Consider the following 20,316-nt stretch of genomic DNA (forward strand, 5'->3'; position numbering starts at 1 on the left):
GATACCATGAGTATTCAGAGAGCTACTATAAATGATCTTAATTCTTTAGCAGAACTATTTAATTCCTATCGAATATTTTATCAGCAGGAATCGAATCTAGAAGGTGCAAAGAATTTCTTAAAAGAAAGATTAACGAACGGGGATTCGGTGGTTTTTATTGCTTTTGATGAGGGTAATCCGGTAGGTTTTGTTCAGTTATATCCAACCTTTTCGTCTGTAAGTATGAAACGATCATGGATCCTTAACGATCTATATGTAAAGGCATCTGCTCGTAAAAAGGGACATGGAGATAAATTAATTAATAAAGCGATAGCATTTGCAGAGGAAACAGGTGCAAAAGGAGTATCATTAGAGACAGGGAACGATAATATAACTGCACAGAGTTTATATGAAAGAATCGGCTTTAAAAAAGAGTCCAATTACTTTTACTATTTTTCGCTCTAATTGTACAAACTACCTCTTGAGGCAAAATTAGTCAATCGGGAGGCAGTCAATATGAATACTAATAATGAAACTTCAACGATTATTTCAAACGACGCATTGCGCGGTAAACCTTATCTGGATATTGACCGTGTTATTACAGAAGGAAAAAATAGGAATGACCTCGCAGGAAATGATGATCAATTGGATACGTAAAAGGATTCTGAGTAGAGCCAAACCTCTATTTAAAAAAATAAGAATAAATTTGTCACTGCCACAGGACTTGTTACTGTGGCATATTTTTGTATGGGGAGAAGTGGTCACCATGAAAGGACGTTGAATTTATTATCTATCTATTTGAAATTTTAGTAATATAGTAGATATACCATTTAAGTGGAAAGGGAGGGTGTCCTATGGAAATTAGACAACTAACCTCATTGGATGCAAAAAAATACTGGGATCTAAGGCTAGAGGCCTTGAAGCAAGCCCCGGAGGCGTTTTTGACTAGTTATGAGGATGCCATTAAAAGAGAGAATCCGGTCACGCAAGTTGCAGGGAACTTCGCAGATGAAGGAAATTATACGTTTGGGGCTTTCGAAGGTGACAAGCTAATTGGTGTTGTAACACTCTTACAAGAAAAAGCGGAAAAAATCCGGCATAGAGCAAACATTTATGCGATGTACGTCACACCAAAGAAGCAGGGAATAGGTGTAGGCAAAGCATTGCTTACAGAAGCGATAAATAAAGCAAAATCAATTGAAGTAATTGAGAAAATTAATTTATCGGTGGTTGCAACGAATGAGGCTGCAAAAAAGCTATATTTGAGTTTGGACTTTAAAGTATATGGACTTGAAGAAAAAGCTATGAAACTAAATGGTGTCTATTTGGACGATGAACATATGGTGCTGCATTTAAAAAGAACATAAAATAGGGGTGTAAGTATAATGACAAAAAATGGGCAAGGAAGCGTTGCGGCTGAAATCAAAGCTGATGGTTCGTTTAATCGCCAAAAAAATAGATTTAATACTCCGTTTGGATTCGAGGATGGTGACCTTCCAGTTGAAGCAGGACGATATCGTCTTTTATGGTCTGCAGTCTGCCCATGGGCGCACCGCTCGGTAATTGTTAGAAGATTGCTAGGTTTAGAGGAGGTAATCAGTTTAGGTACTGCAAGTCCCATGCGTCCAAAGCTGCACCATGTAGATTGGGAATTCTCATTGGATGAAAATAATGTAGACCCTGTCTTAGGAATCCGCTATATGAGTGAAATATATAAGAATACCGATCCTGATTATTCAGGCAGACCCACTGTTCCTGTCATGGTAGATGTGAAGGAAAATAAGGTTGTGAACAATGATTATTTCAAACTAACAAACTATCTAGAAACAGTTTGGGCACCATTCCATAAGGAAAATGCACCGAATTTGTATCCTGAATCTCTACGGAAAGAGATAGATGCCCTGAATGATGTCATCTTCCATGATGTGAACAATGGGGTCTATAAATGCGGCTTTGCGCAAACGCAGGAAGCCTATGAATTCGCATATGATACCTTGTTTGCCAGGTTAGATGAATTAGAGGAACGTTTATCGAAACAGCGTTTCTTATTTGGAGATTATATTACTGACTCCGATGTTCGTCTTTATGCTACGTTGGTTCGTTTCGATGCGGCGTATTACTCTGCTTTTAAAACAAATCGAAATCGGATTATTGACTTTCCAAACCTATGGGGTTATTTGCGAGATTTATATCAAACGCCAGGTTTTGGTGATACAACTGATTTCGACGCCATTAAAAGGCATTATCATTTATCAAACCATATCGCAAGTAATGACCAAAAGGGGCATAATAGCATTCTGCCAAAGGGGCCGGATCTATCTGGACTCCTATCCCAGCATAACCGTCAAGCACTTAGTAATAAGGAAGAAAAGTTTCTTATTAAGGAAAATTTGATTATTCGTGAAGCTGTAGAAAGTGAATTAGCTTTCATTCGAGAGCAGAGGGTCAACGCTTATCAGGAGCATGCAGTAAAAATCCCGGAAGGTCATTGGCAGGTTCTGAAGCAAGGAATCTCCTCCATTGCAGATATACAGTCAGGAGTTGAACTGCTCGTCGCGGAGGAGGCTGGTAAGATTGTAGGCAGTGTAGCATTGTTTCCGGCAAAAACCGATGCCTATGAGGGGTATGTTGAGGAGTTGGACTATCCTGAAATCCGAATGCTCGCGGTTTCACCAGAAGTACGAGGCAAAGGGGTAGCGGCTGCCTTGGTTTCAGAGTGTATCAACCGTGCTAAGGAGAAAGGGCATAAGGAAATTGGTCTTCATACAGCGGATTTTATGAAAAGTGCGATGAGTTTATATGAACGGTTAGGTTTTGAGCGATTGCCACAATATGATTTCGAGCCTGCTAATGATGGAATCATTGTTAAAGCCTACCGGCTCACTTTTAATAAGTAGAGTATATTTATGATCAAAATTTGTAAAGCAAATCCAGAGCATGTACAAGGAATAGCTAAAGTTTGTAGTGATGGATATCGAGCCACATACAGTGAAACACATTCTCGAGAATATATTGAGAGAATCATTAAAGAGTTTTACAACATAGAAAGAATACTAAATGAGGTATCAAACACTAGCAGACATTGGGGAGGTTACTTTGCAGCGGTCGAAAATAGCGAGGTAATTGGTGCCGGCGGCGGCGGGATGATTAGCGATTCTGCAGGTGAAGTTTTTGTGTTGTATCTGAATCCTAACCGGCGTAATGAAGGAATTGGATCCAGGCTGTTAGAAGCTATTACGAAACAACAGAAAGATGAATTTCATGCAAGAGAGCAATGGGTTTCCGTCCAAAAAGGGAACAACAAGGGGATTCCTTTTTATGAAGCAAGAGGATTTATTTTTCAACATGAACAACATGGATATGGGAATGCAGAGGGAGAAAACTACTTATCATTGAGGTATTGGCGTTCCATTTTATTGAACCAAAAACACTTGTCATGATTGTATGACAAGTGTTTTTTAATGGCTAGTAGCAGGAGCTTCACGTATCGTTTTTATTTTATAAATAAAATAATAATATTTATAAAATACGATTAGTACGAGCAACACTTTGACGATCAAGCTATCAAGGATGAAGAAGGGAATGGCAATCATCGCATCTGCAAATAACAGAATCGTCAGCTTCTGTTTTAACGTCATTGCTTTTTCTTTTACGAAGGTCTCCAAATGGCGTTTATAAAGTTTTGTCCCTTTAAACCAGACTTCAAATCGTTTTGATCCTTTTACAAAGCAGTAGGATGCTAATAGCAATAAGGGAGTTGTCGGCAAAACAGGCAGTACAAGTCCCACAACCCCTAAACCCAGGGATATAAATCCGATGATGATATAAACAAATTTAACGATTTTTTTCAAGTAAGTTACCCCCTTCGACCAGGTTTCTCTTTATTATATCACTAAAAAAAAGGAAGTTTTATGACAGATTAAGTACATTAAAACCGTTTTAACCACCATTATGTTAAAATAGTGATGTCTAGAAGAAGGGGGTTGATCGTAAAAATGATTACTTTTTATAAAATAATTGTAGTTATACATATTTTCTCTGCGATTTTAGGAATGGGACCAGGTTTTATCTTAACAACTGTTGTAAAATCCGGAAAAACAATGACAGAATTAAGACATTCCTACGCCCTTAGACATAAACTGCATATCTTTGTTATGGTAGGCGGCACACTCCTGCTCGTAACAGGATTAATCATGGGCTTTATGAATCCGAGCCTATTTCGGATGGGTTGGTATGTTACTAGTTTAATCCTTTTTTTAGCAGCGCTTGCGAGCGGTCCACTTTTATTATCACCAAGGTCCAAACCGGTAAAGGAATTGTTAGCAGCACATAAGGGTGAGGAAATTCCAGATGAGTATTTCCGATTATCAAAAATTTTGTTCCGTTATGAATACCTAGCAAACGTAATTTTTATTATCATTATTGCCTTGATGATTTTGAAACCATTTTAATAGGAGTCGATTATTTTAGGTAGTTTGGTAATGTGGATAAAATCAGAAAAAACATTTCAAATAGATATAAAAAAGCCGTCAAAATTGGCGAGCTTTTTTTATATCATTCCAATCCTTTGATAATAAGCTGTAAGTAACCAAGTCTTCATAATGGTCATATAGCCATTGCCCTTCCCTTTTGATACCTTCTTTGACAAAACCAAGCCGTTCTGGAATAGAAATACTCTTATGATTATTTACAGCACATTGGATTTCCACTCGATTCATATTCATCGTACCGAAGAGATAGCTCAGCAATGCCGACACAGACCTTGTGATGATCCCTTTACCTTGAGCTTCTTCAGAAAGAAAATAACCTATACTCGTTGAACGATTTTTCCAATCAATATAATGAAGCCCTACCATACCAACTAATTTATCATTATATCGAATACCCGCATCGAAACCGTTGTTATCTGCGTAATTTCTTATCCAGATAGGGATTATCGGTTCAAAGTCTTCTGATGATTTTCTTTTATCAACCCATAATAACCATTTTCTTAGATGTTCACGGTTTGTATGAATGAGTTCATATAACTCTTCCTTATGGTGCTGCTGTAATAATTCGATTGATATTTCTTTTTCTACTCTAAAGGAAAACAATATTACTCCCCCTAAATATTTTCAAAGTTATAAGGTTTTTGGATTCATTTTTTAACAGTGATCCGAAAAAAGATAGGCTAACACCTGAGGAATCCTCTTTCTAAATGAAGTATAGTTGTGCTCGCCATTTTCAATTGTTTGATAGAGGGTATCTGCTATTTTACTGTCCAAGATTTCATAAATGGTTTGAATCATTTCTGTGAACTCTTTGTTCCGTTCCTTATCATCAGCGATTTCATGGGTACCAAAATCCATATAAAACTTCTCTACCCCTGATAAGTCGGAGTTCTTTACAAATATCTCAAGTTCCTCTTGGTTCCGATAATAACCTGGTGAGATCGCAGCAACCCGCTTGAAAATACGAGGATAGCGGCAAGCTGCATATGTAGAGATAAGTCCTCCTAGTGAAATTCCGGCCATTGAAGTCTGATTTTCTAGCGTTCGGTATTTACGGTCTATCAATGGCTTCAGTTCGTTTACAATAAAGTCTAAGTATTGCTCACCTTTCCCTCCGGCGGAACTTGGATGTCCAATCATTTTCTCTGCGATTGCACCCGTCACCCATGGGCAGTATTCGTTAAAACGTTCTTCACCTTCGGGATTTAAATCAATGGCGACCACGATTATTTCTAGATTATTTTTATCTAAATAATCCTTTAACCCTAAAGAAACCCCTTTAATAGCACCTTCATCTTCAAAAACATTTTGTCCATCATGCATATAAAGAACAGGGTAGCGTTTATTGGACTCTTTGTAACTATCAGGTAAGTATACGCGTATCATTCTTTCTTGTTTAAGGGATGACATATAAAAATTAAATTTCTCTAGCATTTATTTTACCTTCTATTCTCGTAATTTTTTATTTTAATTTTACCATTTTTTGTATTTGTTTGAAACAATAAACAAGCTTGCGAGACCTATTTATCTCACCAGCCTGTGGGAATTGAAATTATCCCTTTAAAGAATCAATTAAGACCAGAATCCTCTTCTGTCATCTCTTCTTCTATCATTCTCGTCAACAATGATAACTCTATCAGCACGGATAATAACTTCTTCTGCATTGATCACTCTTCTGTCATCTCTGCGATTATTACGACGTCTTCTGTTGCGATCACTAACACCTGCGACATTATCATCACGACGTCTTCCACAATTACACATTCTATATCCCTCCTTTCAACTTGTACTATAAATTATGCTTGTACAAATAGATGTGATTGGGCAATAAGACAAATTTCTTCCATCCGCCAAGGAGATTTGTTGAATTTTGTTGAAATATGGTAAAAATAGAGCTACTAGAAGAATTCAAAATGGAGGGGTTAAGAATTGGATGTAATCGAAAAAGCACTGCAAACAGCAAGCAAATATCATGAAGGTCAGTACCGGAAGAACACAGATATTCCCTATATCACACACCCAGTTTGTGTTGGAATGATGTTGTTGAAAGCAGGGTATAGTGAGGAACTGATCGCGGCAGGAATCCTCCATGACACTGTTGAAGATACTTCGCTTACACTGGAAGAGATAGAGAAGGAATATGGACATAACATAGCAAGTATTGTTGAAGGGTGTTCAGAGCCTGATAAGTCACTTCCTTGGAAGGATAGGAAGAAGCACACCATAGAATATTTAAAAACAGCTTCAGAAGAAGTTCGGGCTGTGGTTTGTGCAGATAAACTTCATAATATCCGTTCTATCTTAAGTGATTATGAGGAAGTGGGTGAGGCAGTTTGGAAGAGGTTTAATGCAGGAAAGGAACAGCAAAAGTGGTACTACACAAATATCGTAGAAAGCTTAGGCACCAAATCCAGCTTTGATTTATTAAAAGAATTGCAAAAAGAAGTAGATAGGCTTTTCAGGAAGATGGCTTAGGATGATGGATTATAAGGGTTCATATAAAAAAGGCAAGCAAAATAATTTGCTTGCCTTTTTCTATATCAATGTGAATGTAGAAGATACTTTATGAAATACCCAATGCTTATGTTAAAATTTGCTTTCTTAACAAGGACTTTAATTTAGCATCCATCTTGTCAAAAAAGAATGTAGCTTTAACTAACAAAGTAATTAAGGCTGATAATAAGCTAAGAAGTAGATTCAAAGTTTTTCCTCCACATTGAAATTTAGTGTTAATTTAACACTAATGTTAGTATCTGTTTAAAGACATTTTTTATTATTCATTTCTATTTATTAATTGACCTCTATCTTCTGTTTGCGGTGGTTCTTCATACCATCCGTTTTTAAACATAATCTCAAGGCCTTCTTGACCGTAAAAATAGACATCTTTTGCTAGTAAAGCTGTTTTTAAGGATATATCATTTCTCAAAGTAAAGAATGTTCCGAAGCTTTCCCCAACAATACTAAATCCATTTAGTAGGTCGATGCAATATACCATAAGTTTGTCGGAAAATGGGGCAACCGTTGATGTCGTTACCGTACTTCCAGCGGTAGCCGAACTCTGTGTATCGTTATCTAAAAGAATTTCCTGAAATGTTTTTATATGCTTTTTTGAAAGTTCTTTTCCCTTTTCAAAATACTGTCTTACCTCTTTATCCTTTGCACATTGCGCAAATCCTGTAATAAGCTGCATCCCGATGTTATTCGTTTCAATTCCATGATGAAGAAAACCTAACTCAATTGCATTTAATGCCCTTTTTTCATTAAATAGTTTAAATCCTTTCATGTACCTTTTACTTTCAATAAATTCAGTTCTTTTAGGCGGCGTTATTATAGGAGGACGAGTTAAAATTCCTCTTTTTAGTAAATACACGTTAGCCAATTTATAAACCTTGTGGGTTACAGTGGTTAAGCCTTCGTAAATCGTCATTACATCTATTCTATATGCCATATTCATATTAATTGAGTACATACCCATACTTACTTCTTTTAATATTCGAAGAAACATAATGTCGAATCCATTATCGAATAAGTTTGGGGCCTCTAAATTTACATCATCTTTTTTGAATCCTGTTGGAATAACCACTCCTTCACTTTCAAAAACCCCTTGAATTAATTCCACGTAATAATCCAATTCCTGCCACAACATACCCATGATATTTTTTGCTTCTTGATCATCCGACTTTTCTAAAAAGTATTCTAAAATTCTTAGTATCATCGTTTTTTCTTGATATGTAAGCCAGAGTGTTCCTATTTCTGATGAACTTAACGGTTCTTTAACCTTCAATTCTTTGTTCCTCCATCAAGGTTTATTAATTTAAGTATGTTTAAATATAAGATATATTATTCTAATTTTTACGATTGATGGAAATGATCTCACTTCCTTTTAGGTTGACTGCTAGAAGGAATGAATCATAATGATTTTTGTACAAAAAAAGAGATAAACCATTATGGTTATTCACTATACTAAAATTCTTCCTTCATTTAATGTTTGCGATAGGTGAGGGAACCTGTTATCAGAAATAATTTCCTCTTTTTTATGTACAAGCTGTTTCCGTTTGGCTCAATCCTTCATATTTTATATAAAGGCTGTTTTCGTAATGATTGTTGTTAAAATCTTAAAGCCGATTTTAACGTGGAAATAGTTATTTCGCACTTTAGAATCTAGTTTGCAGGCTCTTTTTTTATAAATTGATTCTATAATCCTGCTGAAACTTAGCACAATCATTAACATTTTGTTCCAAAGAGGCAACACAGTATAAGAAAAGAGCCTTATATAAAGGAGATGAGTAAATATGAGATGTCGAAAAAACCGTCCTTCTTTCTGTGTTTTTCCAGGATACAAATGGTGCGGGCCAGGATGCAGCGGACCAGGAGCTCCGATAAATGATGTGGATTCCTGTTGTTATAAACATGACCGCTGTCTAGAAATTGGTTTTTCCCCTTGTTACTGTGATAAGCGATTTATGGATTGCCTATACCCCAAAAGAAATCCTCGAACCCAAAAGGGCCGGCACGCCAATACCATGTTTAGATTCATGAAACTCAAAACAGCGTTTACCTGCAGCCATAAAAAACGCCGTAATTGGGGTTCATAAATTAACACTTTTAACCATTCATACTCTATAGTTTTACTTACACTATGTTTGATATAATAGTTCTAAAGAAGTAGTGTCCTATTTTGGCCGCTGCTTTTTTCGTAAAGGCATATAAAGATAGGAGCTATGGTCACAGCTGTGATTATTTCAGTCAGCTTCATACAGCAGGCAGGACTAATCGATTTAGATTAGTTGGGGGATGAAAAATTCAGATGGTAAAAAGGTTTGAATCATTAAATGAGCTTAAGATCCGCATTTATCTTTGGGTTGTGCCATGTATTATTATTTCTCTCATCTCTAATACACTTTTACAAAATATTCATGCCGCAAGTACATTTAATTTATCGATTAATAATACCCTCACTATTTGGTTTTCTATCAGTTGGATTTTACTATATAAGCGATTTTTTATTCAGTTCACAGAATACTCCAATTTAGCTTTAGTCAGTTTTTATCATGTTACGACCTTTTTTGACGCGGTACGCAACTATATGGTTGTTGACGGAGGTTCTCTGGGTGATTTTATCATTTGGATGCCGATTATTACTTTGTTCTTTTTCTTAACGCTGGGGACTAAGCGGGGACTCTACTTTTCAATTGTTATATTTCTAACAACTTTTGCAATGGGAAGTATGTATTTAAACCATCTAACATCAGAATCGATTGATTCTTTAGGGCAATATTACTTTGCCAATCTCGTATATATTATTATTCTTTATTATGCTCAACATGTGTTTAAGACCTATGCAGATCTAGAAATGTTTAGAAAGCATGCCTATTATGATTCATTAACGAGAATCGCGAATCGGCTGCAGATTGATGAATGGCTTGAAAAGAAACTAAAGCTATCCGCAGAAAAGCATGAGGCATTTTCAGTCATTTTTTTTGATATTGACCACTTTAAGGAAGTAAATGATAACTATGGGCACAAAATTGGTGATGAAGTCTTAGTAGAGTTAGCAGAACTCATCCAAGGCCGCCTTTCCAATCGAGAGCTTTTTGGTCGTTGGGGAGGGGAGGAGTTTATTATCATCTCTCCTTCAACTGGAGAAGAAACGGTAAAGCTTGCCGAAAGGCTCAGAAAGGTTGTTGCAAACCATTCTTTTAAAGGGGCTGGACATCTTACTGCTAGCTTTGGAGTCACCGAATCCAAAGCAGGGGATGACATTGATTCTTTATTGAATCGTGCAGATAAAGGGCTATATCATTGCAAGTATTGTGGTAGAAATCAAGTTAGTTATATTAGATAAAAAGGGTTAGTGCACTGGCACTAACCCTTTTTATCATCGGATGGGGCGGAGGATTTCATTCGTAAGACAGCGGGAGGGTAATCTCTACTTGTGTCCCGGCGTTTAGACTGCTTTTAATAAAAATTTTCCCGCCAAACGTTTCAATTATTCGTTTACATATGGTTAATCCAAGACCTGAACCCTCTTTTTTCATTGAATAGAATGGAGTAAATGCTTTTTTTAACTGTTCCTTTCCCATTCCGACTCCAGTGTCTGCTACATGAATCACACAAGATTCAGCGTTTTTTTTGAGAACAATAGTCAATTTGCCCCCATTCGGCATGGCTTGAAGGGCGTTTTTTGCTAGATTAAGAAGTACTTGCTTCACATTGTCCTTCACGCAAGAAATCGGCAAATCAACATCACCATAATGAATCATAAGCTCTACATTCATGAAATTGGCTTCTGAAAGGATAATTGGCTCGATTTCTTTCACAATCGTGTTTACATCACAAGTGTTTAATTTATAGGCTGTAGGTTTTCCAAGAACAAGCAGTTCACTAACAATTGCATTAATCCGGTCGATTTCCTGCTGGATCACCTGGAAGTAATACTGCGATTTTGTATCAGAATGTTCCTCACTTAACAGTGTAACCAAACCTTTTATTCCTGTTAGGGGATTCTTAATTTCATGAGCAGTACTTGCTGCAAGATTTCCTATCAACTCAAGCTTTTGCAATTCTGTTTGTTTCTTTTCTTGTTCTACCTTTTTTCTTAAATGTAAATATTGAGCTAGCAAATAAAGAATATTTGTTAGTATAAGAAAAATAAAAAAGTATTGGAAATAGGTATTCCTAAATATATGTTTACTTTCAGGAACAACCATGGCCGTAATGGTCCAAGGAACTTGGGTCATGTGTATACTTGATTTCACGGTATTTTCTAAAGGCAGCTTTTTACCTGCCTGAATTAAGGTCTCTTCTTTTTGATCAGCAACAATGATTTGTTCATCGTTGATTAACCCTATCATCGACTTTTCAAATTCATCAATTCGCAAACTAGCCAATAGAACACTTTTTATATTACCATGTTCAACTATTGGCGTAGCGATAGTTATGACATATCGCCCTGTGACCCGTCCAATATGGGGTTCTGATATACTGGTTTGCTCTGTTCTAATCGCTTGTTGGAAATAGTCTCGATCACCAACATTGACTAATGAGGAAGTAGGGTTTGTGCTTATGAGCAAATTACCTGTTGAACTGGCAAAATAGAACCCAGAAAAACGTAAATCCTTTGCTTGGGTTTCCTTAAGGATTGTTTCAATATTAATTAGATTGCTATGTTGAGTTTTAATGGAGGAAGCAAGCATTTCTAGCCTGCCGACGGTTTCGCCCATAAATTTTTCCAGATTCATCGCATGAAAATTTGCATATTTCTGGGCTTTATCTTTAGTTGAAATCTCAACAACTTTTACTTCGTGCTGGGCAAAATAGTAACTAATTACCAGCGAAGGGATTAGGGTAATGACAATATATATGAGTAACTTCTTTGAAATGGATTGCAACTGGTGTTTTGAAAACAAAAAAATCTTCCCCTCAAAAGTAGTTTCAGTGATAGTTTACCATTACTTTGTACGTATGGAAAAACAAAGAAACGAATTAGGGAAAGATTTATAAATAACACAAAAAAAGTGCCTGGTACTAGAAGTACCAGGCAAAATTATGGGAAGTTTTTAAGAATAAGGTTCCTAAAACCTAAGTCTCAAATAAGTTATCTTTATAATAAGATAAACTTTTGAAGAAGTTATAGAGAACTTATGTGGAAATTATGAAGATGAAAAAATTATTTTTAGTAGAGTGAAAATGGACAAAAAATCGAATAATAAATTTGCCAGATTCGATTTATTAAGGAGATGATTTTTTGAACAAGCATTTATCCAAATTTATGTTTTTGTTCCTTTCATTTGTATTAATCTTCCCAGCATCCATGAATGCGGAAGAGACCAGACAGGCGGAGCGGGTAACCGCAGAACGGCCGCTAAGTCAGAAAACTGTCCAACTTAGGGTTAATTTGAGAGAACTTTGGACTGAACATGCATTTTGGACAGAAAAGTTTGTAACAAGTTCAATTGCCGGGTTAGAGGACCAAAAACCGGTACTTGAAAGATTATTGAAAAACCAGGACGATCTTGGGAATGCAATTAAGCCATATTACGGAGAGGAAGCAGGTAACAAGCTTGCACAATTGTTAAGAGAGCATATTTTGATTGCCGGTAAGGTTGTAGAAGCAGCGAAAAGCGGGAATCAGGCTGACTTAAAAAAATACAATACGGATTGGTATAAAAATGCAGACGATATTACAAACTTTTTAACTGCTGCAAATCCAAATTACAATAAACAAGAATTAAAAAATATGATGTATACGCATTTAAAACTAATCACAGATGGCGTGGTTGCCAAGCTTCATAAGGATTGGAATGCGAATATCACGGCCTTAGATAAAAATCAAGATCATTTAATGCATTTGGCAGATTTCCTAACAAACGGAATTATCAAGCAGTTCCCAAATAAGTTTTAAAAAGGCTGTTTTCGTGGAAATTGTTAAAAAGCAACAAAGTTTAAGAAAAATGGAGCCCAACTTCTTGTTGGGACTCCATTTTTTAATGCGGTAAGAATGCAAGTTGATAAAAGAATAGTACGGCGAAAACATATAAAAGCGGGTGTACCTCACGCCATTTGCCTTTTACAATTTTTAGAAGCGGATAGCTGATGAAACCAAGTGCAATTCCAGTGGCAATGCTGGATGTTAACGGCATGCTCAGAATCACAAGGAATGCCGGAAAAGCTTCATCTATTTCGTTCCATTTGATCTTTGCAATGCTGCCCATCATCATACTGCCGACAATGATAAGGGCAGGAGCGGTAATGGCAGAAATACCTGAAACTGCGCTGACAAGAGGTCCGAAAAACGCCGATAACATAAACAAAACTGCTACAGTAAGGGATGTTAATCCTGTCCGGCCGCCAGCCGCAACTCCTGAAGTAGATTCAATATAAGCAGTTGTTGGACTTGTACCAAAAATGGCACCAATGGATGTTGCAACAGAGTCGGAAAGCAGCGCATGGCGGGCACGCGGCAATTTTCCATTTTTCATTAAACCCGCTTGATTGGCAACACCAATCATGGTTCCAGTGGTATCGAAGATGGTTACGAGAATGAATGAAAAGACGACTGCATAGAGACTATTCTGAATCACATCTGACAAAGCCGTAATGGGATTGCTTACCATTAATCCATCGGGGAGAGAAGGTAAGGATACAAAACCTTGATCAAAGGAAAGCTGGTTGGTAAAAAGGGCAATTAAGCCGGTAATAATCATTCCAATAAATAATGCTCCATTGATTCGAAGTGCCATAAGAATTAGCGTAATGGCTAATCCTGCTACCGCAAGCGAGGCAGATGGCGAGCGCAGGTCCCCTAATCCTACCAAATTAGTAGGATGAGCAGTAATAATATGTGTAAGTCTTAATCCAATAAAAGCAATAAATAATCCAATTCCCGCTGATATCCCATGCTTAAGGTTTTCTGGTATTGCATCTATTAATTTTTCTCTAAAAGGTGTTAAGGACAAGATGACAAAAATAATCCCCGCTATAAAAACTGCCGCGAAGGCTGTTTCATAGGTAATATTTTGCTGACCGCCGACAACGGAATAGGCAAAGTATGCGTTTAGTCCCATTCCCGGTGCGATGGCGATAGGATAATTTGCAAATAATGCCATCCAGAGTGTCCCGACAACTGCGGAAATGATGGTGGCCGTGAAGACCTGTTCAAAGGGGACACCAGCATCAGCAAGAATGACTGGATTCACAACAACAATGTAAACCATTGTGAAGAAGGTGGTAATCCCTGCGAGTAGTTCCGTTTTTGTGCTTGTTTGATTTTCTTTTAGCTTAAACATAGTGGTTCCTCCAAAACACGAACATTTTTTGACAACTTTTATATAATATTCGTTTTCAATGTGATTTTCAAGCTTTCATGGAAGAAAAATTTGAAGTGGTGGAAAGGCAAAATTTTTGTTTTATTCCCAAACTTCAATAAGGGTTTCACGAAATACCTGATTTAAGAGTTCGGTAGGATCGGGTTGATTGACTGTTAATTCCGTTACATATTTCTCTAGCTGCTCCATTTCATTTTCCAAGAATGGATTCATGATTGCAGGCTGTGGAGTAAGGTCTAGGTCATTCCCCGCTATTTTCTGCTTAATAGCGGCGTCAATTATCTTTCTAATCTCGCCGTTTGGAAGGATTTCTTCCACCAGCACTGTAAATGAAACAGGTGGAAATTCCTTGTGTTTTTCAATCCATTTAGCTGCCAAAAGCGGGCGGAATATATTGAAGTATCTTTTAATTTTGACTTCGTCCCGATTCAAATAATCACGATAATTACCTTTTGCCATTTTTAAATAGTGGTGAATGCAAGAAACAGGAGAAAAAATGTGGTTCTTCAACCCTTGGATTTTTTGTATGGCAGAGTACTGCTTATAATAAATAATATTTGAATGGAGCCATTCCAAAAGAGGCGGATTGGATTTGCGAAATAACCGCAAGGCTTTGGCAAGTTCCCAGCCATTTAGGTCGAGGAGATTGTCCACTGAAATTGTAAGCCTATCATGCTTTGGAACCTCCAGCACATCACGCCTTTGATCAATCGAGAGGTACCAATCCCTCTTATGAATATAAATAAATCGAACATCAAAGTCGCTGCCCATCGATGGAAATCCCCAGGAACGGCTTCCCGATTCACATGCATAAAGGATTTTAACTTCATATTCAATTTCGATTTGGTTGAGTACTTCTAAGATGTGTTCTTTCATTCACAAAACCTCCTAATAGTACTATTTGTTTCCTAAAACAATCCAATCTATATTCACCAAAATAAAATCTAAGAAAATAAATGTTTAATGTTGTTTTTCCTGTAAAATTTGCCCTATAATAGATATATAAACGTTCACAAAATTGTCAAAAATATATTTTTCTAATTTGGAAATAAAATAAAATATAAGAGCTGGTATGGAGGGGAACAGAAATGATTCGAATGGCTGTTGCGGGTGTTGTAGGTTTTATTCTAATTTTCATTGAATCTATGATTGTAATGAAAATAAAAGGGTATCATGGAATTGAGTTCGGAGGCTTAGCACCTTTCATTAACGTATGGGCTATGAATTTCTTTTTTGTATTTGCTATACTCACTCAAATTACAAATTGGTATCAAGATCGCGTAGGATTTGAACACGGTGAAGACAATAGTTATTAAATAAAAATGCCTCAATCACATTGTGACTGAGGCATTTTTACTGTCCAGCTCCAGCGCCCTAGCGGCTAGTGTCCTTCGCTCTCCGCGAGTAAAAATCCCTTCAGGATTTTTACCTACCTACGAAGTCAAGCACGAATGCGCCTCCGGCCCTTCGTGTTTCCTTTATCTCAGTTGGAGCGCTCCACAGGGAACGCTTCGGCAGCATAGGCTTCGCACGAAGGAAAAGCGTTAGCTTTTACGAGGAGGCCATACGCCGCTAAACACTAAGGAAAGCTCCTTCGAATAATCATCGCAGGACCAAGCTGCATTTTGGCTTGGTCCGAGGGCGCTTGCGCTTTTTTATTTATGCATGTTGTTTTGCTGTTTCTTTACCTTTAAGAGCGGTTTTACGGATGAATGGTACCACCCAGCGGTCAAGACCAATACGACCAGCGTTGTAACCTGCTGTTAAGATGATGAATCCTAAGAAGATATCAGTTGGGTTATGTGATACTGTTCCTGCTAAGAAGAAACTGAAGTTCATTACTAGACCAAAAAACATTGCAGTTGTTGTTAAACATCCAAGCATAAGACCTAAACCGATTAATGTTTCGCCCCAAGGAACGATGAAGTTGAACACATCGATATTTGGTAACGCAAAGCTTTCTAAGAAATTAACATACCAGCCGTAGACCACGCTGCCATCAGGGCCTTTTACTGGATTAGCGATTGCTCCTTTTAAGAAGCCAGAAGCATCGAAGGCACCGCTTTGTAATTTTCCTAGTCCTGCAGTGAACCAAGCATATCCTAGATATAAACGTAAGATTGTTAAAATACCAGTTGCAATTTTATTTTCTCTTAAGAAGTTATTAAACATAAAGCATTCCGCCCTTCAAAATTAATTAATTTGTATTTGATAGTTACACTATAAAAGATTTTTTAAGTTAACTACATGAGTGTAGTGATAAGTTCACATTTTGTTAGAAAAGTTTTGTCAAACTTTTGAACAACCTTTTTTAGGCAGCTGATTTTACTTTTTCTTTCAAACCGTTTGCTCTCATTGTCTTACGAAGAAATGGAACGACCCAGTAATCAAGACCGATACGACCAGCATTAAATCCTGCAGTTAAGATTATAAATCCTAAGAATATATCCGTTGGGTTATGAGATACTGTGCCTGCTAAGAAGAAAGAGAAGTTCATTACCAATCCAAAGAACATTGCAGCTGTTGTTAAACATCCAAGCATAAGGCCTAAACCAATTAATGTTTCGCCCCAAGGAACGATAAAGTTGAAGACATCAATGTTCGGTAACGCAAAGCTTTCTAGAAAGTTTACATACCAGCCGTAAACCATGTTGCCATCTGGACCTTTAACTGGATTTGCTACAGCATTCGTCAGGAAGCCAGAAGCGTCAAATGCACCGCTTTGTAATTTCCCTAGCCCTGCAGTGAACCAAGCATAACCAAGATATATACGTAAGACTGTTATGATTCCAGCCGCAATTTTATTTTCTCTTAAAAAGTTCATAAACATTCTTAAGCCATCTCCTTGTTAATTACGTTTTCAATATTTATTACACTGCTAATATATCAAATTAATCTCGAATTCAGTGTAGATTGTTCATTGATTCACATATTTGTAAAAAAGTTGTGAACAAATTGCGAACACGGGAGGGATTGACAAAACTAACATCATTAGTTAATGTTAAACTAATGATATTAGTTAAAGGGGATGGCCGCAATGAGAGTGATCAAGAATGGATATTTATATCAAGTCACATTTTTGCCGAATTTTTTTCCTGTTAATTGCTATTTGGTGGAGGAAGAGAAAGAACTAACCCTGATTGACGCTGCACTGCCCTTTAGTATGGACGGTATATGTAAGGCGGCAGACAATATTAAAAAGCCAATCACTAAAATTATATTAACGCATGCACATGAGGATCATGTTGGTGCGCTAGATAGAATAAAAGAGAAGCTGCCAAATGTGCCTGTTTATATTTCTGTTAGGGATAATAGAATTATGAATGGTGACCTTTCCTTAGATCAGCATGAACCTCAAACCCCGATAAAAGGCGGAGTTCCAAAAAAGTTGAAAACCAGAGCGAATGTACTATTGAAGGAAGGGGATCTTGTTGGATCATTAGCAGCCATTGAAACACCTGGACACACACCTGGATCGATGTCTTTTTATGATACCCGTACACATGCGTTGATCGCAGGGGACGCTTTTCAAACACGAGGTGGTATTGCAGTTGCTGGGGATGTCAAGCCATGGTTTCCTTTTCCAGTGTTTGGAACTTGGAGTAAAGAAACTGCGTTGGAAAGTGCAAGGAAATTAGCTGACTATAAGCCAGATCTTCTCGCGGTGGGACATGGGGAACTAGTGAAGAATCCAACTGGAGTAATGGAGCAGGCAATTCGCAGTCTTGAGAAGAAATTAAACTAAGGAGTTTTGAGCAATGTCACCAAGACCTAAATTAGGACTAGAAATAAATGAAATTCTAGAAGCAGCAGGGGAGATTGCCGATGTTTTTGGGATTCAGGAAGTTACATTGGCAAATCTGGCGAAAAAACTTGGAATTCGGCCTCCTTCGTTATATAACCATTTTGATGGTCTTGGAGGCTTACGAAAAAAAATGGCCATTTATGGAATAAATCGTCTTTATGAAGAATTAACCACAGCTGCTATTGGCGTGTCTGGAGATGAGGCATTACTGGCAGTTAGTACAGCCTATGTGAATTTCGCCCGGAAACATCCGGGTATATATGAAGCAACCTTAATGGCACCTGATATGGAGGATAGAGATGTGCAACAGGCAGGTGCTAAGGTGGTTGAACTATCTGTTCGGGTATTGCAGGCATACGAATTAGATGGCGATCATGCTTTACATGCAGTTAGAGGGTTGAGGAGCATCCTACACGGCTTTTCTGCATTAGAACAGCGCGGTGGATTTAAGATGGATTTGGATTTAAATGTGAGTTTAGAAGTAATCATTAAAGCATTTATTAAGGGGATGCGTAATAGCTAGGGGTCGTTTTCGGCTGTAATTGATATCATGATATATGGTTTACCGCAGATATAATCACTTTACCGCAAATATAATCACTTTAACGCAGATATCCGTTAACCCAAACTACAAATCTCAAGTGACTTGCTAAATTGGCAAGTCTTCTTTATGAATAATGATGTTATAATGATAGTAATATTAAGATTTAGATCAAAAAGGAATGAAGATATATGAGTAAACTTGATAAGTTTGGCTTAGTTTTGGACGTTGAAACAACTGGGCTGGGCCCGACTACGGATGAAGTAATTGAACTTGCAGTGAAATTGTTTTCTTATAGAGCCGATACAGGAGAAATTCAAGAGATTATCGAAGAAGAATCTTTTTTAAGAGAACCACTTTCCAGTACTGCTAGAAGAAACTATGACCGTGCGTACCAAATTCATGGAATTCCCTATGAATTAGTAGAAGGGAAGAGTTTCTTAGATGGAAAGATTAAGACCTATTTCCATCGTGCTGATACTGTCTTTGCACACAATGCCTCTTTTGACAGAAGCTTTCTTTATCAGATGTACCCAGAAATAAATGATTTAAAGTGGTACTGTACAATGAGAGGGGTCAAATGGAAGAATTATGGTTTCCCTAATGGTAAACTCTTAACCCTTTTACAAGCGCATCAAATCACAAACCATCAAACACATAGGGCACTTGATGATATTACATACCTCATGGACTTACTCAGAAAAACCAGTCCCAATGGAAACCTGTATCTACAAGAAGTACTCGAAAATGGCCCGATGAGAAAATACCAGCCAGCAGCCACACGATCTAGATTGGGATAATTATACTGGGAACCTGCAAAATGAAAAAGAGCAGTCATTCAGAGCAGTCATTCAGAGCAGTCATTCATAAGAGGGATGAGAGCCCGAAACCCACAAAAAGGGGAAGGGACGGTCACTCATAAGAATGATGAAAACTCAAGGAATACTACTATAGATCAAAAAGAGGTAGAAGCCCTAAGATATTTGGGATTTCTACCTTTTTTTCTGATTTAAGTGCGTTAACAACACACTGTCCACCTGAGGTGGACAGTGTCCACGAGCGGTGCCTGTCACCGGGGAGTGTCACCGCGGTGACATCCCCCGGTGACAGGCACCAAACTACATAAAATTATATGTATCTATCTTCCACAATCTTGCAGTGGTGCATTTGGTGACCGGCTAGGATGTAGGCGATGGCTCTTGTGGTGATTTCTGTTCCATTTGCGTTGCCTTTGTTTTCCCATGCTTCATCTGGCAGGTTCTGAATTAGGGTGATGGTTGCGTTTCTAACTGCTTTGAAGTCTTCCAGGATGGTTTTCAAAGGCAGGTTATTTGTTTGTGCTGCTTGGACATAGTCGCTTTCATTAAATCCTGCTAGAGGTGTTTGATCCCCGCGACCCACACGTAATAACCGGTAGCTCATAATTCTTTCTGTATCGGAAATATGCCCTAACACTTCTTTAATACTCCACTTTCCTGGAGCATATCGATGTAAACTAACCTCTTCTGAAATGCCTTCAAAAAGTGTGATCGTCTTTTGGAGATTCTCTTGCAGCAGCTGAACTAAATCAGCTTCAGGAACTAGATCTACATAAGGTACATAATAAACAGGATACTCATTTTTCGTAGGACGTTGAAGCATTTTTCCATTCTCCCCTTTCCATTACTACATAAT

General features: G+C 37.6%; 23 protein-coding genes and 2 pseudogenes. 14 read left to right on the top strand and 11 right to left on the bottom strand.

Going from position 1 to position 20,316, the window contains the following annotated elements; translation table 11 throughout:
• Positions 1-6 precede the first annotated feature (6 nt).
• The 6 genes and pseudogenes from AC2TFD_RS04700 to AC2TFD_RS04725 all read left to right on the top strand — a co-directional run bounded on the left by AC2TFD_RS04700 (position 7) and on the right by AC2TFD_RS04725 (position 3,419).
• A complete protein-coding gene (locus AC2TFD_RS04700) occupies positions 7-444 on the top strand; it encodes a GNAT family N-acetyltransferase (protein ID WP_335569010.1) in 438 nt (145 codons plus the stop codon).
• Between the two features lie 51 nt (positions 445-495).
• A complete protein-coding gene (locus AC2TFD_RS04705) occupies positions 496-636 on the top strand; it encodes a hypothetical protein (RefSeq protein WP_335511139.1) in 141 nt (46 codons plus the stop codon).
• A 197-nt stretch (positions 637-833) separates the two neighbouring features.
• A complete protein-coding gene (locus tag AC2TFD_RS04710) occupies positions 834-1,346 on the top strand; it encodes a GNAT family N-acetyltransferase (RefSeq protein WP_335511141.1) in 513 nt (170 codons plus the stop codon).
• Between the two features lie 18 nt (positions 1,347-1,364).
• A pseudogene (locus tag AC2TFD_RS04715) lies at positions 1,365-2,363 on the top strand (glutathione S-transferase family protein); the annotation flags it as partial.
• 156 nt (positions 2,364-2,519) lie between these two features.
• Positions 2,520-2,876 (top strand): annotated as a pseudogene (locus AC2TFD_RS04720) (GNAT family N-acetyltransferase); the annotation flags it as partial.
• A 9-nt stretch (positions 2,877-2,885) separates the two neighbouring features.
• The gene (locus AC2TFD_RS04725; protein ID WP_335511143.1) at positions 2,886-3,419 is read left to right on the top strand and encodes a GNAT family N-acetyltransferase; all 534 of its coding nucleotides are present in this window, start codon (positions 2,886-2,888) and stop codon (positions 3,417-3,419) included.
• Positions 3,420-3,437: 18 nt separating this feature from the next.
• Here AC2TFD_RS04725 and AC2TFD_RS04730 read toward each other — a convergent pair whose 3' ends face one another.
• Positions 3,438-3,830 carry a DUF454 family protein gene (locus AC2TFD_RS04730; protein ID WP_335569012.1) on the bottom strand — a complete coding sequence of 131 codons (393 nt, stop codon included), beginning with the start codon at positions 3,828-3,830 and terminating at the stop codon, positions 3,438-3,440.
• 144 nt (positions 3,831-3,974) lie between these two features.
• Between AC2TFD_RS04730 and AC2TFD_RS04735 the strand changes: the two genes are divergently transcribed.
• Positions 3,975-4,430, top strand: a complete 456-nt coding sequence (locus AC2TFD_RS04735; protein ID WP_335511186.1) for a DUF2269 family protein — start codon at positions 3,975-3,977, stop codon at positions 4,428-4,430.
• Positions 4,431-4,508: 78 nt separating this feature from the next.
• On the opposite strand, the gene AC2TFD_RS04740 is transcribed toward AC2TFD_RS04735, so the two are convergent.
• The 3 genes from AC2TFD_RS04740 to AC2TFD_RS04750 all read right to left on the bottom strand — a co-directional run bounded on the left by AC2TFD_RS04740 (position 4,509) and on the right by AC2TFD_RS04750 (position 6,233).
• The gene (locus AC2TFD_RS04740) at positions 4,509-5,072 is read right to left on the bottom strand and encodes a GNAT family N-acetyltransferase (protein WP_335511147.1); all 564 of its coding nucleotides are present in this window, start codon (positions 5,070-5,072) and stop codon (positions 4,509-4,511) included.
• 51 nt (positions 5,073-5,123) lie between these two features.
• On the bottom strand, positions 5,124-5,903 hold the full coding sequence (locus AC2TFD_RS04745) for an alpha/beta hydrolase (RefSeq protein WP_484675098.1): 780 nt from the start codon (positions 5,901-5,903) through the stop codon (positions 5,124-5,126).
• A 138-nt stretch (positions 5,904-6,041) separates the two neighbouring features.
• A complete protein-coding gene (locus AC2TFD_RS04750; protein ID WP_484675099.1) occupies positions 6,042-6,233 on the bottom strand; it encodes a hypothetical protein in 192 nt (63 codons plus the stop codon).
• Between the two features lie 165 nt (positions 6,234-6,398).
• On the opposite strand from AC2TFD_RS04750, the gene AC2TFD_RS04755 reads away from it, so the two are divergent.
• The gene (locus tag AC2TFD_RS04755) at positions 6,399-6,944 is read left to right on the top strand and encodes an HD domain-containing protein (RefSeq protein WP_484675100.1); all 546 of its coding nucleotides are present in this window, start codon (positions 6,399-6,401) and stop codon (positions 6,942-6,944) included.
• A gap of 298 nt (positions 6,945-7,242) precedes the next feature.
• On the opposite strand, the gene AC2TFD_RS04760 is transcribed toward AC2TFD_RS04755, so the two are convergent.
• Complete coding sequence (locus tag AC2TFD_RS04760; RefSeq protein WP_484675101.1) at positions 7,243-8,253, bottom strand: DUF3231 family protein; 1,011 nt, start codon at positions 8,251-8,253, stop codon at positions 7,243-7,245.
• 1,023 nt (positions 8,254-9,276) lie between these two features.
• Between AC2TFD_RS04760 and AC2TFD_RS04765 the strand changes: the two genes are divergently transcribed.
• Positions 9,277-10,314 carry a GGDEF domain-containing protein gene (locus AC2TFD_RS04765; protein ID WP_484675102.1) on the top strand — a complete coding sequence of 346 codons (1,038 nt, stop codon included), beginning with the start codon at positions 9,277-9,279 and terminating at the stop codon, positions 10,312-10,314.
• 55 nt (positions 10,315-10,369) lie between these two features.
• Here the strand turns inward: AC2TFD_RS04765 and AC2TFD_RS04770 are convergent, their stop codons facing one another.
• The gene (locus AC2TFD_RS04770; protein WP_484675103.1) at positions 10,370-11,878 is read right to left on the bottom strand and encodes an ATP-binding protein; all 1,509 of its coding nucleotides are present in this window, start codon (positions 11,876-11,878) and stop codon (positions 10,370-10,372) included.
• A 338-nt stretch (positions 11,879-12,216) separates the two neighbouring features.
• Between AC2TFD_RS04770 and AC2TFD_RS04775 the strand changes: the two genes are divergently transcribed.
• Complete coding sequence (locus AC2TFD_RS04775) at positions 12,217-12,873, top strand: glycosyltransferase (protein WP_484675104.1); 657 nt, start codon at positions 12,217-12,219, stop codon at positions 12,871-12,873.
• Positions 12,874-12,955: 82 nt separating this feature from the next.
• On the opposite strand, the gene AC2TFD_RS04780 is transcribed toward AC2TFD_RS04775, so the two are convergent.
• The gene (locus tag AC2TFD_RS04780) at positions 12,956-14,257 is read right to left on the bottom strand and encodes an NCS2 family permease (protein WP_484675105.1); all 1,302 of its coding nucleotides are present in this window, start codon (positions 14,255-14,257) and stop codon (positions 12,956-12,958) included.
• A gap of 120 nt (positions 14,258-14,377) precedes the next feature.
• Positions 14,378-15,172 carry a nucleotidyltransferase domain-containing protein gene (locus AC2TFD_RS04785; protein ID WP_484675106.1) on the bottom strand — a complete coding sequence of 265 codons (795 nt, stop codon included), beginning with the start codon at positions 15,170-15,172 and terminating at the stop codon, positions 14,378-14,380.
• Between the two features lie 212 nt (positions 15,173-15,384).
• Here AC2TFD_RS04785 and AC2TFD_RS04790 point away from each other — a divergent pair, with 212 nt between their 5' ends.
• On the top strand, positions 15,385-15,612 hold the full coding sequence (locus AC2TFD_RS04790) for a hypothetical protein (protein WP_335511168.1): 228 nt from the start codon (positions 15,385-15,387) through the stop codon (positions 15,610-15,612).
• Positions 15,613-15,955: 343 nt separating this feature from the next.
• On the opposite strand, the gene AC2TFD_RS04795 is transcribed toward AC2TFD_RS04790, so the two are convergent.
• Positions 15,956-16,468 carry a DoxX family membrane protein gene (locus tag AC2TFD_RS04795; RefSeq protein WP_484675107.1) on the bottom strand — a complete coding sequence of 171 codons (513 nt, stop codon included), beginning with the start codon at positions 16,466-16,468 and terminating at the stop codon, positions 15,956-15,958.
• A gap of 139 nt (positions 16,469-16,607) precedes the next feature.
• Complete coding sequence (locus AC2TFD_RS04800) at positions 16,608-17,126, bottom strand: DoxX family membrane protein (RefSeq protein WP_484675108.1); 519 nt, start codon at positions 17,124-17,126, stop codon at positions 16,608-16,610.
• Positions 17,127-17,333: 207 nt separating this feature from the next.
• Between AC2TFD_RS04800 and AC2TFD_RS04805 the strand changes: the two genes are divergently transcribed.
• The 3 genes from AC2TFD_RS04805 (at position 17,334) to AC2TFD_RS04815 (ending at position 19,442) form a co-directional block, all read left to right on the top strand.
• Positions 17,334-18,041 carry an MBL fold metallo-hydrolase gene (locus AC2TFD_RS04805; RefSeq protein ID WP_484675109.1) on the top strand — a complete coding sequence of 236 codons (708 nt, stop codon included), beginning with the start codon at positions 17,334-17,336 and terminating at the stop codon, positions 18,039-18,041.
• A 13-nt stretch (positions 18,042-18,054) separates the two neighbouring features.
• On the top strand, positions 18,055-18,624 hold the full coding sequence (locus tag AC2TFD_RS04810; RefSeq protein ID WP_484675110.1) for a TetR/AcrR family transcriptional regulator: 570 nt from the start codon (positions 18,055-18,057) through the stop codon (positions 18,622-18,624).
• A 209-nt stretch (positions 18,625-18,833) separates the two neighbouring features.
• The gene (locus AC2TFD_RS04815; RefSeq protein ID WP_484675111.1) at positions 18,834-19,442 is read left to right on the top strand and encodes an exonuclease domain-containing protein; all 609 of its coding nucleotides are present in this window, start codon (positions 18,834-18,836) and stop codon (positions 19,440-19,442) included.
• Positions 19,443-19,770: 328 nt separating this feature from the next.
• On the opposite strand, the gene AC2TFD_RS04820 is transcribed toward AC2TFD_RS04815, so the two are convergent.
• Positions 19,771-20,283, bottom strand: a complete 513-nt coding sequence (locus tag AC2TFD_RS04820; RefSeq protein ID WP_484675112.1) for a DinB family protein — start codon at positions 20,281-20,283, stop codon at positions 19,771-19,773.
• Positions 20,284-20,316 lie beyond the last annotated feature (33 nt).

The sequence above is a fragment of the Neobacillus sp. plas4 genome (genome assembly GCF_057221695.1).

Excerpts from the sequence above, each read along its gene's own strand:
- AC2TFD_RS04700 (WP_335569010.1), top strand. The coding sequence starts at position 7 with ATGAGTATTCAGAGAGCTACTATAAATGATCTTAATTCTTTAGCAGAA.
- AC2TFD_RS04705 (WP_335511139.1), top strand. The coding sequence starts at position 496 with ATGAATACTAATAATGAAACTTCAACGATTATTTCAAACGACGCATTG.
- AC2TFD_RS04710 (WP_335511141.1), top strand. The coding sequence starts at position 834 with ATGGAAATTAGACAACTAACCTCATTGGATGCAAAAAAATACTGGGAT.
- AC2TFD_RS04725 (WP_335511143.1), top strand. The coding sequence starts at position 2,886 with ATGATCAAAATTTGTAAAGCAAATCCAGAGCATGTACAAGGAATAGCT.
- AC2TFD_RS04735 (WP_335511186.1), top strand. The coding sequence starts at position 3,975 with ATGATTACTTTTTATAAAATAATTGTAGTTATACATATTTTCTCTGCG.
- AC2TFD_RS04745 (WP_484675098.1), bottom strand. The coding sequence starts at position 5,903 with ATGCTAGAGAAATTTAATTTTTATATGTCATCCCTTAAACAAGAAAGA.
- AC2TFD_RS04750 (WP_484675099.1), bottom strand. The coding sequence starts at position 6,233 with ATGTGTAATTGTGGAAGACGTCGTGATGATAATGTCGCAGGTGTTAGT.
- AC2TFD_RS04765 (WP_484675102.1), top strand. The coding sequence starts at position 9,277 with ATGGTAAAAAGGTTTGAATCATTAAATGAGCTTAAGATCCGCATTTAT.
- AC2TFD_RS04780 (WP_484675105.1), bottom strand. The coding sequence starts at position 14,257 with ATGTTTAAGCTAAAAGAAAATCAAACAAGCACAAAAACGGAACTACTC.
- AC2TFD_RS04785 (WP_484675106.1), bottom strand. The coding sequence starts at position 15,172 with ATGAAAGAACACATCTTAGAAGTACTCAACCAAATCGAAATTGAATAT.
- AC2TFD_RS04790 (WP_335511168.1), top strand. The coding sequence starts at position 15,385 with ATGATTCGAATGGCTGTTGCGGGTGTTGTAGGTTTTATTCTAATTTTC.
- AC2TFD_RS04795 (WP_484675107.1), bottom strand. The coding sequence starts at position 16,468 with ATGTTTAATAACTTCTTAAGAGAAAATAAAATTGCAACTGGTATTTTA.
- AC2TFD_RS04800 (WP_484675108.1), bottom strand. The coding sequence starts at position 17,126 with ATGTTTATGAACTTTTTAAGAGAAAATAAAATTGCGGCTGGAATCATA.
- AC2TFD_RS04805 (WP_484675109.1), top strand. The coding sequence starts at position 17,334 with ATGAGAGTGATCAAGAATGGATATTTATATCAAGTCACATTTTTGCCG.
- AC2TFD_RS04810 (WP_484675110.1), top strand. The coding sequence starts at position 18,055 with ATGTCACCAAGACCTAAATTAGGACTAGAAATAAATGAAATTCTAGAA.
- AC2TFD_RS04815 (WP_484675111.1), top strand. The coding sequence starts at position 18,834 with ATGAGTAAACTTGATAAGTTTGGCTTAGTTTTGGACGTTGAAACAACT.
- AC2TFD_RS04820 (WP_484675112.1), bottom strand. The coding sequence starts at position 20,283 with ATGCTTCAACGTCCTACGAAAAATGAGTATCCTGTTTATTATGTACCT.